We start from the raw sequence: 13,628 nt of genomic DNA, 5'->3' as shown, positions 1-13,628 counted from the left end.
CCGGCCGCCCGCCGAAATTTGCGCCATCATAGACACCCGCTCGCCACACGGTCACCCGCGTCGCTTCCCCTCACGGGTCAATCCACAGCAATAATCCCCGGCCACTCCGATTTTGTTCTTTTTTTGTTCTAAACATCCCCTATTCTCTTGTCAACCGAATCGGAAACGGGCACGGATAGGTGAACATCCTCCCCCCGATGGACGAAGACCGATGGACAGGCGCGGCAGACACCCTACATGAGGGTCTGCCGAAACCGACGCTGGATATCATGAGCGAACTGAAGACCATTTCCATTCGTGGCGCCCGCGAGCACAATCTCAAGGGTGTCGACCTCGACCTGCCGCGCAACAAGCTGATCGTGATGACGGGGCTTTCCGGCTCCGGCAAGTCGTCGCTTGCCTTCGACACGATCTACGCGGAAGGGCAGCGGCGCTATGTCGAGAGTTTGTCGGCCTATGCACGCCAGTTCCTGGAAATGATGCAGAAGCCGGATGTCGACCAGATCGACGGCCTGTCGCCGGCGATTTCCATCGAGCAAAAGACGACATCGAAGAACCCGCGGTCCACGGTCGGCACGGTCACCGAAATCTACGACTACATGCGCCTGCTCTTTGCGCGCGTCGGCGTGCCCTATTCGCCGGCGACGGGCCTTCCGATCGAGAGCCAGACGGTCAGCCAGATGGTCGATCGCATTCTCGATTTCGAAGAGGGCACAAGGCTTTACATTCTTGCGCCAATGGTTCGGGGGCGCAAGGGCGAGTACAAGAAGGAACTCGCCGAGCTCATGAAGAAGGGCTTCCAGCGCGTCAAAATCGACGGGCAGTTCTACGAGATCGCCGAGGCGCCCACCCTCGACAAGAAGTACAAGCACGATATCGACGTGGTCGTGGACCGTGTCGTGGTGCGCCCGGATCTTGCCGCACGCCTTGCAGACAGCCTGGAGACCTGCCTGAAGCTCGCCGACGGGCTCGCGGTGGCCGAATTCGCCGACAAGCCGCTGCCGCCGGAGGAGACGTCTGCCGGCGGCTCCGCCAACAAGTCACTGAACGAGACCCATGAGCGGGTTCTGTTTTCGGAAAAATTCGCCTGCCCGGTTTCGGGCTTCACCATTCCGGAAATCGAGCCGCGGCTCTTTTCCTTCAACAATCCCTTCGGTGCCTGCCCGACCTGCGACGGGCTCGGCAGCCAGCAGAAGATCGACGAAAACCTGATCGTGCCCGAGGCGCATCGCACGCTGAAGGACGGGGCGATCGCCCCTTGGGCAAAGTCGTCCTCGCCCTATTACAATCAGACGCTGGAAGCGCTGGGGAAAGCTTACGGCTTCAAGCTTTCCAGCCGCTGGAGCGACCTCTCCGACGCCGCGCAGCGCGCGATCCTGCACGGAACGGACGAGAAGATCGAGTTCGACTACAAGGACGGCGCGCGCGCCTACAAGACGGTGAAGACCTTCGAAGGCATCGTGCCCAATCTGGAGCGGCGCTGGAAAGAGACCGATAGCGCCTGGGCGCGCGAGGAAATCGAGCGGTTCATGTCCGCCGCCCCCTGCCCGGCCTGCAACGGCTATCGCCTGAAGCCAGAAGCTCTGGCGGTGAAGATCGACAGGCTGCATATCGGCGAGGTCTGCGCCATGTCGATCCGCGTGGCGCGTGACTGGTTCGAGACGCTGCCGGAGCGCATGAACACGAAGCAGAACGAGATTGCGGTCCGTATTCTCAAGGAAATCCGTGACCGCCTGCGCTTCCTCAACGATGTCGGCCTCGATTATCTCTCGCTCTCGCGCAATTCCGGCACGCTGTCGGGCGGCGAAAGCCAGCGCATTCGGTTGGCCTCGCAGATCGGCTCGGGCCTGACAGGCGTGCTCTATGTGCTGGACGAGCCGTCGATCGGCCTGCACCAGCGCGACAATGCGCGGCTTCTCGATACGCTGCGCCACCTGCGCGACATCGGCAACACCGTGATCGTCGTCGAGCATGACGAGGATGCCATCCTGACGGCCGATTACGTCGTCGATATCGGCCCGGCCGCCGGCATTCACGGCGGCCGCGTGGTGGCCGCGGGAACGCCGGCCGAAATCATGGCCAATCCGGCTTCGCTGACCGGCAAATATCTTTCCGGCGAGCTGAATGTCGCGGTTCCGTCCGAACGGCGCAAGCCGAAGAAGAAGAAGGAACTGAAGGTCGTCGGCGCGCGCGCCAACAACCTGAAATCCGTCACCGCCGCCATTCCGCTCGGTGTCTTCACGGCGGTCACCGGCGTTTCCGGGGGCGGCAAGTCCACCTTCCTGATCGAGACCCTCTACAAGGCGGCGGCACGGCGCGTCATGGGCGCACGCGAGCTGCCGGCCGAGCATGAACGCATCGACGGTTTCGAGCATATCGACAAGGTCATCGACATCGACCAGTCGCCCATCGGCCGCACGCCGCGGTCCAATCCGGCCACCTATACCGGCGCCTTCACGCCGATCCGCGACTGGTTCGCCGGTCTGCCGGAGGCAAAAGCGCGCGGCTACCAGCCGGGCCGCTTCTCCTTCAACGTCAAGGGCGGGCGCTGCGAGGCCTGCCAGGGCGATGGCGTCATCAAGATCGAAATGCACTTCCTGCCGGACGTCTATGTCACCTGCGACGTCTGCCATGGCAAGCGCTACAATCGCGAGACGCTGGACGTGACCTTCAAGGGCAAGTCGATCGCCGACGTGCTCGACATGACCGTGGAGGAAGGCGTCGATTTCTTCGCCGCCGTGCCGGCGGTGCGCGACAAGCTGGTGACGCTGAACCAGGTGGGCCTCGGCTATATCAAGATCGGCCAGCAGGCCAATACGCTCTCGGGCGGCGAGGCGCAGCGTGTCAAGCTCGCCAAGGAGCTGTCGAAGCGCTCCACTGGCCGCACGCTCTACATTCTCGACGAGCCGACCACCGGTCTTCACTTCCACGACGTCGCCAAGCTCCTGGAAGTGCTGCACGAACTGGTCAATCAGGGCAATTCGGTCGTGGTTATCGAGCACAATCTCGAGGTCATCAAGACGGCGGACTGGATCATCGATTTCGGTCCGGAAGGCGGCGATGGCGGCGGTCAGGTGATTGCCGAGGGCACGCCGGAAGAGGTCGTGAACGTGGATCGCTCCTATACGGGCCAGTTCCTGAAGGAGCTTCTGGAACGGCGGCCGATGAAGGCGATCGCCGCGGCGGAATAGGAGTTGGGTGATGGGGACCAAGGCGGCAGGCGGAACGATCCGGACCGGCATCGGCGGCTGGACGTTCGAGCCATGGGATGAGAGCTTCTATCCGCCGAAACTGCCGAAGAAGCGGCAGCTGGAACATGCCAGCCGCCAGTTGACGGCGATCGAGGTCAACGGCACCTATTATTCCAGCCAGAAGCCCGAGACCTTCGCCAAATGGGCTTCGGAAGTGCCGGAGGATTTCGTCTTTTCGCTGAAGGCGAGCCGGTACTGCACCAACCGCAAGGTCCTGACCGAGGCTGGGCCCTCGATCGAGAAGTTTCTGGGTCAGGGCATTGCGGAGCTCGGGTCCCATCTCGGTCCGATCCTGTGGCAGTTTATGGCGACCAAAAAATTCGAGCCGGAGGATTTCGAGGCTTTCCTGCAACGCCTGCCGAAAACGCTGGACGGACGGCCGCTGCGCCATGTCGTTGAGCCGCGCCACGAGAGTTTTTGCACGCCCGCCTTCATCGATCTCCTCGCAAAATACGAGATCGCTGCCGTCTGCGCCGACCACCACGACTATCCGATGTTTGCCGATGCCACGGCCGACTTCGTGTATGCGCGCCTGCAGAAAGGGACGGACGAGACGCCGACCTGCTATCCCCCTGCCGAGATCGACCGTTGGGCCGGACGCTTCAAGACCTATGCGGCGGGCGGGGTACCCGATGACCTGCCGCGCATCGCGCCGGATCGCACGGTGGAGACCAAGCCGCGCGAGGTCTTCGCCTTCTTCATCACGGGCGGCAAGGTGAATGCGCCGGAGGGCGCGCAGGTACTACAGCGGGCGGTTGCCGGCTGACCGGAGCGATGACCGGCCACCGGCTCGGCAAGGGTAGCCGGCAGGCCCGCTTCCTGGCCAACGGGCCATGGCCCAAAAAATTTGTCGTCGCCGTCACGGCAGAGGCCTGATGGCCGCCACCAGATCTTCCGCCGTCATCCCCTCGCCTGCGAGATAACCGGCAGCGCCGTGGCGCCAGGCGCCGGCGGCGGCGGCTTCGAAGGGTGGCATGCCTTCGGCCAGATGTGCGCCGATGATGCCGGCCAGGACATCGCCGGAGCCGGCGGTGGCGAGGAAGGGCGGGGCCGAAACATTGACGACGGCACGGCCATCGGGTGCGGCTACGACCGTGTCGGCGCCCTTGAAAAGCACCACGGCGCCGCTGCGGGCGGCAGCGGCACGCGCCTTGTCGATCTTGGAGAGCGCATCCTTGGCGGAGAGATCGGGAAAGAGGCGCGCGAATTCGCCCGCATGCGGCGTCAGCACCACAGGCCAACCGTTCTGCCTGATGGCCTCGAAAAGGCTCCCCGGCTCGCCGGCGAAAGCGGTGATCGCATCGGCATCGAAAACGACCGGGCGACCCACGAGGGCGAGCGCGTAGAGGCGCGTCGTTTCACTGACACCGAAGCCGGGGCCAAGCACGAAGGCCGCAAGGCGGCGATCCTCCAGCCAGTCGGTGAGGCCGGCAAGATCATCCAGGCGGCGCGTCATCACCGCCGTCAGGTGCGTGGTGTTGACGGCAAGCGCATTGCCGGGACTTGCGAGCGTAACGAGGCCGGCGCCCGCTTTCAGCCCGGCCGTGGCGGAAAGGCGAGCTGCGCCCGTGGTGGATGGCCCGCCCGAAAAGACGACGAGATGGCCGCGGCTGAACTTGTGGCTGTCCGCGCCGTTCCGTTTTCTGGCAGCGTCGAATATGGCGGGCGCGTTGATGGCAAGGCGACCAGCGGCGGCGGTAAGGAAGCGTTCGGGGATGCCGATATCAACAACCTCGACACGACCGCAATGGTCCCGGCCCGGCATCAGCACGTGACCGGGTTTCAGGCTCATGAAGGTGATCGTGTGCCGCGCGCGGAAGGCTCCGCCCCGGACCGTGCCGGTGCGCCCGTCAATGCCGGAGGGAAGATCGATGCTGATGACGGGAAGGCTGAGGGCCTGCGCCCTCTCCGCCAGCGCAACGACAGTGTCGGGCACGGGGCGCGACAGGCCGGCGCCGAAGAGCGCGTCGACCACGACATCGCCCGGCTTCAGGTCGCACGCATCTAGACTGGCGATGGCGCCCGTCCATCCCGCAGCAGCGCGCGCCGCATCCCCGGTCAATGCCGCAGGCGGTTGCATGGCAAAGAGCACGACATCCGCGCCCGAGGCCTTCAAGGCTTCAGCCGCAACATAACCGTCCCCGCCATTGTTCCCGGGACCAGTGAGCACGATGAAGCGCAGCGCGCCGGGCTCGGCCTTGAGCGCGGCCGCGGCCACAGCTTCGCCGGCCATCCGCATCAACAGGAAACTGTCGATGCCGGAGGCTGCGGCCGCACGGTCGACGCCGGCCATTTCGTCGGGTGTCAGAAGAAGCCCGGATCTGGAAAATGTCTGCTGCATGCCACAACCTTAACCGCCCACGGGGCGCGCCGATATGACGAAAGATGGCGAGCATCGTCATTTTGCCGCCCGCCGTCTTCCTCCACGCCTCCAACTCCCAAAACGCGAGAAAACGGATATATTTTAGGCATTTGCACAAATTAAGCGCTTAATTATGATGCTTAACAAAGGCCACAATCTGCGGCACAGTGTGTTCAGCGTGGAAATTCGGCACTCTCGCCAAAAAGCAGGCAATTTTGACGAGGAGCATGCAAAAAACACGCTGGACGACGCGAAAAACCTGCCGATTCGCTTCCGATGACGCAGATTTCGGATGAATTGGCACACAAACTGCATAGACTGGCGCATGCGGGCCAGGCCTGCTGCAACGGGAGAAGCGGAGAGTGTTTTCCTCATGAAAAAGATCGAAGCGATCATCAAGCCCTTCAAGCTCGATGAGGTGAAGGAGGCCCTTCAGGAAGTCGGCCTGCAGGGCATTACCGTCACGGAGGCCAAGGGCTTCGGGCGCCAGAAGGGCCATACGGAGCTTTATCGCGGCGCCGAATATGTCGTCGACTTCCTGCCGAAGGTGAAGGTGGAAGTGGTGCTGGCCGACGAGAATGCCGAGGCCGTCATCGAGGCCATCCGCAACGCCGCCCAGACGGGCCGCATCGGCGACGGCAAGATCTTCGTGTCCAATATCGAGGAAGTGATCCGCATCCGGACCGGGGAAACCGGCGTGGATGCCATCTGACTGCAATGATCCCCGGCTAGAGCCATGGCCGGGCAAGAACCGTCAACCAATAAGGGACCGGAAACACAATGACGACCGCCAACGACATTCTCAAGCAGATCAAGGACAACGACGTGAAGTTCGTCGATCTGCGCTTCACCGATCCGCGCGGCAAGCTGCACCACCTGACGATGGACGTGTCCTGCGTGGACGAGGACATGTTTGCCGACGGCGTGATGTTCGACGGCTCCTCCATCGGCGGCTGGAAGGCGATCAACGAGTCCGACATGGTGCTGATGCCCGATCCGGACACGGTCCATATGGACCCCTTCTTCGCCCAGTCCACCATGGTCATCGTTTGCGACATTCTCGACCCGGTCTCCGGCGAGGCCTATAACCGCGACCCGCGCGGCACGGCCAAGAAGGCCGAAGCCTACCTCAAGGCGTCGGGCATCGGCGACACCGTCTTCGTCGGTCCCGAGCCCGAATTTTTCGTCTTCGACGACGTGAAGTACAAGGCCGACCCCTACAATACCGGCTTCAAGCTCGATTCCAACGAACTGCCGTCCAACGACGACACGGATTACGAGACCGGCAACATGGGCCATCGTCCGCGCGTGAAGGGTGGCTACTTCCCGGTTCCGCCAATCGACAGCGCGCAGGACATGCGCTCGGAAATGCTGACGGTTCTCGCCGAAATGGGCGTGGTCGTCGAAAAGCAGCACCATGAAGTGGCCGCCGCCCAGCACGAGCTCGGTGTCAAGTTCGACACGCTGGTGCGCAACGCCGACAAGATCCAGATCTACAAGTATGTCGTGCATCAGGTCGCCCATGCCTATGGCAAGACGGCCACCTTCATGCCGAAGCCGATCTTCGGCGACAACGGCTCGGGCATGCATGTGCACCAGTCGATCTGGAAGGACGGCAAGCCGACGTTCGCCGGCGACGAATATGCCGGTCTTTCGGAAAGCTGCCTCTACTATATCGGCGGCATCATCAAGCATGCCAAGGCGATCAACGCCTTCACAAACCCGACGACGAACTCCTACAAGCGTCTCGTGCCGGGCTATGAGGCACCGGTTCTGCTCGCCTATTCGGCCCGCAACCGCTCGGCCTCGTGCCGCATTCCCTTCGGCTCATCGCCGAAGTCGAAGCGCGTCGAAGTGCGTTTCCCCGATCCGCTGGCAAACCCCTATCTCGGCTTCGCCGCCATGCTGATGGCCGGCCTCGACGGCATCAAGAACAAGATCCATCCGGGCAAGGCCATGGACAAGGATCTCTACGACCTGCCGCCAAAAGAGCTGAAGAAGATCCCGACGGTCTGCGGCAGCCTGCGCGAAGCACTCGAAAGCCTCGACAAGGACCGCAAGTTCCTGACAGCCGGCGGCGTCTTCGATGACGACCAGATCGACGCCTATATCGAGCTGAAGATGGTCGAGGTCATGCGCTACGAAATGACCCCGCACCCGGTCGAGTTCGACATGTACTATTCGGCCTGATCGGCTGATGTCTCTGAAACCCCGGCGGCTCGTCCCGCCGGGGTTTTTTGTTGGCCGGCAAAGAAATTTGCGCAGAGACGGGTTGGCGTTTCCCCGCCATCACCGGCCAAGCCACCTCAGCGTCCGGGTGCGGGCAAGACGAATCGTGTTTCTTAAAAGCGCCCACGCGGCCGCTGACCGACGCTCTGACGGTCAGGATTACGGACTGACGGTGGTCTGCGGTTGGGTTCCGCTCGACGGCGCTGGCGCCTCGTGCTTTGCCGCCTTCAGGCTTTTGATCTGCGCATTCAGCGCAGCAATGGTGGCGCGGCTTTCCGCCTCAAGCGCCTGCTTGGCAGCGGTGAGTTTCGCGAGATCGGCTTCGCTTGCATCAATTTCGGTCCGCAAGCCGTCCGCCCTCGTGATCGCTGCGTCACGGTCCCGGGTCGCGGCGGCGAGACTCTCCTCAAGTGCCCGCGCATTGGTCTTTTCATCAGCGAGTGTGCGTGAAAGCGCGGCAAGCTGTTCGACGTAACCTGCGACGATACGATCGGCCTCCTGCGCGGCGACCTTCAGCTTCTTCTCCAGCGCTGTCACTTCCGCATCGCGCTTGTCGAGAAGGCGCGTCAGCTTGGGGATTTCCGTCAGTTTCAGCGCCGCATACTCCTTTTCGATCTCGGTGGCCCAGGTAGCAGCGTTCTGGCGGAACGCGTCGAGTTCGCGCGCGAGCGACTTGATTTCGGCCTCGGCCGAGAGGCGGGCCTCGGTGACGCGGCGAAGCTCGGCGTCCATGTGCACGATCTCCCGCTTCAGGCGCTGCTGCTCCGAAAGGGCATAGACGCCGCCGGCCACGAGCGCGGCGAACAGCAAGATCGTCAGGACGCGGCCATTGCCGCCCCGCCCGGTCGGAGGGCCGCGCGAGATGACCTCACTCTTGCGTGCTGTGCGGACTGCCACATTGCCCTCGCTTTCCGGCTCAACCCGACATTGACTGTCAGGTCCCTGCCGAACCATCCACCCCATTGATGTTACGGCTGTGTGACCCCAATTATTCGAAAGAAAGGATGGTCGGGGCCATGAAACAGAGAAACGCGAAATTTCAGATCGGACAAGTCGTCCGCCACCGCATTTTCCCCTTCCGCGGCGTGATCTTCGACGTCGACCCGGAATTTGCCAATACGGAGGCGTGGTGGAATGCCATCCCGGCCGAGATCCGGCCGCACAAGGAGCAGCCCTTCTACCACCTCTTCGCCGAAAACGCAGAGAGCGAATACATCGCCTATGTGTCGGAGCAAAACCTGGTACCAGATGAGAGCGGCCTTCCGCTGCGCAGCCAGCAGGTTCATGCCCTCTTTACGCCGGACGGGCCGGGAAGCTTCAAACCGAAGGCCGTCGTGCAGCATTGACGGCGTGCGAACCGCTGCGTGCTGACCGGACACTCTGAAACGCGAAACGGCCCGGACGATGCTGTCCGGGCCGTTTTTTCGATCGGGTAAATGCTGCGCGGGAGCGCCAGCATGTTACTGCTGCTTGGCGGCCTTCTGGGCTTCTTCCAGCTTCTTGCGCGCGTCTTCAGCCTTCTTCTGCATTTCTTCTTGCAGGAGACGCTGACGCTCTTCGAGCTGCGACTGCTCGATCGGGTCACCATCGAATGCACCGGTGAAGCCGGCGAGGGTGAACTTGATCGGGTTCGGAGCGCGCTGGAAGTTGACCGAGGTGAAGACGACCTCATTGCCCTTCTTGAGGCTTGCAATGGTGGCATCGTTCAGCGGCGCTTCGGCGACGCACTTGTCGGGCATGCAGATGGCGTAGTCGAGCTTGATGGCCTTGCCACCGTCGATCTGCATCTGGACGCCCGACGGGATCAGCCGTGCGGAGGGAACGGATACCTGCAGCGCCTTGCGGTTCACCTTGCCGGATACGGTGATGAGGCCGACAGCGGTGATCAGCTGGCCGTTATTGGCGGTCATCAGGTTCTGCACGATGCAGACGTCATTGTCTTCCTGCTTGGTGCAGACCTTGAACCAGCCCTGCGGCGGACGGCCGGCGGCCTGCTGGGCCGAAGCGACGGTCGGCAGCGAAGCGGCGGCAACAGCCAGAGAGAGCACCGGCAGGGCCACGCGCTTGGTGATGTTTTTCGTGAACGACATGGTTCGATCTGTCTCCTGAATTCCGTCTCTGGAACGAAGCAACGTGCGCCGGGGCCGCGCCTCGCCCTCCCGTGGGCCGACAGCTTCCCTGTTGGCCAAATGAGGCAAATGCATGACCCCTGTTTCGCCAAACCTGTTACATCGCGGCGTCCCCATAATCCAGTCTTTCGTGATGAATTTCGTCAGCATGTCCGGCTCTGCCTCAGAAAACCCACGGGCAACTGATTGGAATTGCCCCTTCCCGGGATCGTGGTAACGTCGCCCGACTCACATGCAACTCGCCCAAGGGAGGACGACGTGCGCGCCCTTTTCATCGGCCTGGCACTGGTCACGGCAAAGCTTCTCGCCGCCGCGCCTGCCCTGGCAGACCCCGTTCACGCCATTTCCATGCACGGCCAGCCTGCCCTGCCCGCGGATTTCAAGGCATTCCCCTACGTCAATCCGACGGTGAAGAAGGGTGGCAAGATCGCCTATGGCGTCGTCGGCACGTTCGACAATCTCAATCCGTTCATCCTGAAGAGCATGCGCACCACCGCGCGCGGCATGCTGGATCCGGAGTTCGGCAATCTCGTCTATGATTCGCTGATGCAGCGCTCGCGCGACGAAGCCTTTTCGCTCTATGGGCTCCTGGCCGAGACAGTGGAATGGGATGAGGACCGGACCTTCATCCAGTTCAACCTGAACCCGAAGGCGCGGTGGGCGGATGGCCAACCGGTGACGCCAGAGGATGTGATTTTCACTTTCGAGATTTTCCGCGACAAGGGCCGCGTGCCCTTCTCCAGCCGCCTCGACAAGGTGGCGAAGATGGAAAAGGTGGGCGAGCGCAGTGTGCGCTTCACCTTCAATGAAAAGGCCGACCGCGAGTTTCCGCTGCTTCTCGCCCTGACGCCGATCCTGCCGAAGCATGCGACCGATGTCGCGACTTTCGACCAGACGACCCTGAAATTCCCGGTTGGTTCCGGCCCCTACAAGGTGGCCTCGGTGGTACCCGGCGAGCGCATCGTTTATCAGCGCCGCGACGATTACTGGGCGAAGGACCTGCCGGCCAAGGTCGGCTTCGACAATTACGACCAGATCTCGGTCGAGTATTTCCTGCAGGACAGCACCCTTTTCGAAGCCTTCAAAAAGGGCGAGGTGGATGTCTATGCCGAGGGAAGCCCGGTCAAGTGGAAGCGAAGCTACACCTTTCCGGCGGTGACGAGCGGGGATGTGGTGAAGGAGACGTTCACGCCCAAGACCCCGTCGGGCATGCTCGGCTTCGTCTTCAACCTGCGTCGCCCCGTCTTCGACAATGTGAAGCTGCGGCAGGCACTGACGCTGGCCTTCGATTTCGAATGGGTGAACAAGAACCTTTTCGAAAACGCCTATACGCGCACGCAGAGCTACTGGCAGAATTCCAAGCTTTCGTATCTCGACACGCCGGCCGACGACCGGGAACTGGCGCTGCTCGGCGACATCAAGGACCGCATCCTGCCAGGCGTTCTTGACGGTACCTACCGCCTGCCCGTGACGGATGCGTCCGGACGGGACCGGAATGTCCTGCGCGAGGCGATGACCCTGTTCCGGGAAGCCGGCTACACGGTGAAGGACGGCAAGATGGTGGATGCCAATGGCAGGCCGCTCGCTTTCGAGGTGATGACCCAGAACGAGGGTCAGGAGAAGATGGCCCTTGCCTATCAGCGCTCGCTTGCCGCGCTCGGCATCGCGCTCTCGGTCCGCACGGTGGATGATGCGCAGTATCAGCAGCGCAGCCAGACCTTCGACTACGACATGATCATCAAGGCCTATACATCCTCTCTGTCTCCGGGTGTCGAACAGGTGCAGCGCTGGAACTCGCAATCGCGCGATCGTTCTGGTGTCGATTCCTTCGCCGGCGTTGCCGATCCTGCCGTCGACAAGCTCGTGAACAACCTCATTCAGGCGCGCAGCGAGGAGGATTTCGTCGCCGCCGTGCGGGCCCATGACCGCATGCTGGTCTCGAATTTTTACGTCGTACCCCTCTATCATGTGGCTGAACAATGGGTTGCGCGACGCAACTACATCGCACGACCGGATGCGGTACCGCTCTATGGCTATCAGTTGCAGACATGGTGGGACGCCCGCGCGCAACAGTGAGCGATGCCGGCGCGGCGGCGTGACGCTGTGCAGCGGTAGAGCAAGACAAGAGGAATATTACATGAAGCCGATCGTTACCGTCGATGTCGTGTCGGACGTTGTCTGCCCCTGGTGCTATCTCGGCAAGGCAAGGCTCGATCAGGCGGTGCGCACCGTTTCGACCGAGGTCGATGTCATCGTGCGCTGGCGACCCTACCAGCTCAACCCCGACCTGCCACCGGAGGGCGTCCCCCACAAGCCGCATCTGGCCGCCAAGCTCGGCGGGCAGGCGGCGGTGGATCGCGCCCAAGACATGCTGCGCGGGCTCGGCCGGGAAGCCGGCATCGACTACCAGTTCGACAAGATCGAGATCGAGCCCAACACGCTCGACGCGCACCGCCTTCTGCACTGGGCCGCAACGGGCGGGCCGGAGCAGCAAAATGCCGTGGCAAGCGCCCTCTTCAAGGCAAATTTCGAGGAAGGCCGCGATGTCGGCGACGAAGAGACGCTGCTCGCCATTGCCGAGAGCGCCGGTATGGAACGGGCCGTCGTGGCACGATTGCTCGAGAGCGACGCCGATCGCGACACCGTCTCCGGCGAAATCGACGCCGCCCGTCAGATGGGCGTCAGCGGTGTGCCGTGTTTTGTGCTGCAGGGCAAGTATGCTGTGATGGGCGCACAGAGCGTCGAGACGCTGGAAGATGCGATCCGTCAGGTCGGGCAGGAAGGCGCGGCGGGGTGATTATCTCCCCACCCGCTGCCTTTTGCCTGCGATGATCCACCTGCGGCGTTTCCGGCAAGACCATAAGCGCCATACGCCACAGGACGATTGTTTGGCTTCGCCGTCCCCCTCATCTGACCCTTCGGGCCATCTTCTTCCCGCCGGGTAGAAGAGACGTGCGGCACAAACCGGCCAAATCGAACGATCGGTCGTCATTTAGTAAGTCGGCTAACTATTTTTCTTTCAACGGTTACGCGCTGCGGGATGCTTCGCGTTCCGCGGCAAGAAGAGACTGCCGTTCATCCTTTTTCTTCGAACCGCTGGACGAACCGAAATGGAATGCGATGACGGTCGCGAATGCCGTTGCAAGACTGCCAAGCGCAATATTGAAAACCTGTCCAGAGGCGCCTGTCGGATTGAAGAAAAGCAGGGCAAAGACGACGCCGATAAAGCTGACGGGAATGAGCACAGAGAGCAGCGGAGCAACCCACCCGAAACGCTGATTGGCGATGGCAGCCAAATAGGCCGCTCGTGCCTCCGCCAATTCCACAGCCTCGACACTTGCCGCCTTCAGGGATGGATCCTCGGCGTCACCCGCCGCAGTTTGCTGAGGGCGGATCTTCTGTGGCACGGTCGCAGCGCTGGCGATCGCCTGGGCGATCTGACTGCCAAGCTCGCTTTTGAGGTTCCCGTCTCCTTCGAGAGCGGAAGCCGCCTGATCGATGTCACTCGTACCGGTCACGCGCTTTGCAGCGGCAATGGCGCTCTCGCCGATCGACACGCCGTTGGGCCCGGCAAGCGCCGGCCCCAATTGAGGATGAATACTCTTCGCCAGCTCAAGCCACGGATCCATGCTGCGTCCCCCATTTGGATAGGGGCAG

The 13,628-nt window shown here is 62.3% G+C and carries 11 protein-coding genes; 7 read left to right on the top strand and 4 right to left on the bottom strand.

Translation table 11 applies throughout. The features are described from left to right. Positions 1 to 269 precede the first annotated feature (269 nt). Together uvrA and F3H41_RS02495 are read left to right on the top strand one after the other, a co-directional pair. Positions 270 to 3,191, top strand: coding sequence for an excinuclease ABC subunit UvrA (uvrA, locus tag F3H41_RS02500; RefSeq protein WP_149736985.1), 2,922 nt, complete (start codon positions 270 to 272; stop codon positions 3,189 to 3,191). Between the two features lie 10 nt (positions 3,192 to 3,201). After that, positions 3,202 to 4,017 (top strand): DUF72 domain-containing protein, encoded by an 816-nt coding sequence (locus F3H41_RS02495; protein ID WP_149736984.1) that lies wholly within the window; start codon positions 3,202 to 3,204, stop codon positions 4,015 to 4,017. Positions 4,018 to 4,110: 93 nt separating this feature from the next. Here F3H41_RS02495 and F3H41_RS02490 read toward each other — a convergent pair whose 3' ends face one another. Continuing rightward, a complete protein-coding gene (locus F3H41_RS02490) occupies positions 4,111 to 5,592 on the bottom strand; it encodes an NAD(P)H-hydrate dehydratase (protein ID WP_149736983.1) in 1,482 nt (493 codons plus the stop codon). Positions 5,593 to 5,986: 394 nt separating this feature from the next. Here F3H41_RS02490 and F3H41_RS02485 point away from each other — a divergent pair, with 394 nt between their 5' ends. Next, positions 5,987 to 6,325 carry a P-II family nitrogen regulator gene (locus F3H41_RS02485; RefSeq protein ID WP_003508042.1) on the top strand — a complete coding sequence of 113 codons (339 nt, stop codon included), beginning with the start codon at positions 5,987 to 5,989 and terminating at the stop codon, positions 6,323 to 6,325. Between the two features lie 68 nt (positions 6,326 to 6,393). Next, positions 6,394 to 7,803 (top strand): type I glutamate--ammonia ligase, encoded by a 1,410-nt coding sequence (gene glnA, locus F3H41_RS02480; RefSeq protein ID WP_149736982.1) that lies wholly within the window; start codon positions 6,394 to 6,396, stop codon positions 7,801 to 7,803. 198 nt (positions 7,804 to 8,001) lie between these two features. Here the strand turns inward: glnA and F3H41_RS02475 are convergent, their stop codons facing one another. Continuing rightward, positions 8,002 to 8,739, bottom strand: coding sequence for a hypothetical protein (locus F3H41_RS02475; RefSeq protein ID WP_149736981.1), 738 nt, complete (start codon positions 8,737 to 8,739; stop codon positions 8,002 to 8,004). Between the two features lie 119 nt (positions 8,740 to 8,858). Between F3H41_RS02475 and hspQ the strand changes: the two genes are divergently transcribed. Continuing rightward, positions 8,859 to 9,188: a heat shock protein HspQ gene (gene hspQ / locus F3H41_RS02470; protein WP_149738176.1), complete on the top strand. Its 330-nt coding sequence runs from the start codon at positions 8,859 to 8,861 to the stop codon at positions 9,186 to 9,188. Positions 9,189 to 9,302: 114 nt separating this feature from the next. On the opposite strand, the gene F3H41_RS02465 is transcribed toward hspQ, so the two are convergent. Then, positions 9,303 to 9,932: an invasion associated locus B family protein gene (locus F3H41_RS02465; protein ID WP_149736980.1), complete on the bottom strand. Its 630-nt coding sequence runs from the start codon at positions 9,930 to 9,932 to the stop codon at positions 9,303 to 9,305. A 297-nt stretch (positions 9,933 to 10,229) separates the two neighbouring features. Here F3H41_RS02465 and F3H41_RS02460 point away from each other — a divergent pair, with 297 nt between their 5' ends. Both F3H41_RS02460 and F3H41_RS02455 read left to right on the top strand, forming a co-directional pair. Further along, positions 10,230 to 12,047 carry an extracellular solute-binding protein gene (locus F3H41_RS02460; RefSeq protein ID WP_149736979.1) on the top strand — a complete coding sequence of 606 codons (1,818 nt, stop codon included), beginning with the start codon at positions 10,230 to 10,232 and terminating at the stop codon, positions 12,045 to 12,047. 61 nt (positions 12,048 to 12,108) lie between these two features. Beyond that, positions 12,109 to 12,768 (top strand): DsbA family oxidoreductase, encoded by a 660-nt coding sequence (locus F3H41_RS02455; protein ID WP_149736978.1) that lies wholly within the window; start codon positions 12,109 to 12,111, stop codon positions 12,766 to 12,768. 229 nt (positions 12,769 to 12,997) lie between these two features. On the opposite strand, the gene F3H41_RS02450 is transcribed toward F3H41_RS02455, so the two are convergent. Next, positions 12,998 to 13,600 carry a hypothetical protein gene (locus F3H41_RS02450; protein ID WP_149736977.1) on the bottom strand — a complete coding sequence of 201 codons (603 nt, stop codon included), beginning with the start codon at positions 13,598 to 13,600 and terminating at the stop codon, positions 12,998 to 13,000. Positions 13,601 to 13,628 lie beyond the last annotated feature (28 nt).

The sequence above is a fragment of the Rhizobium sp. RU20A genome (assembly GCF_900155885.1).
GTDB lineage: Bacteria > Pseudomonadota > Alphaproteobacteria > Rhizobiales > Rhizobiaceae > RU20A.
The sequence above is the reverse complement of the archived record's forward strand: the minus strand, read 5'-3'. Positions and strand labels throughout refer to the sequence as shown.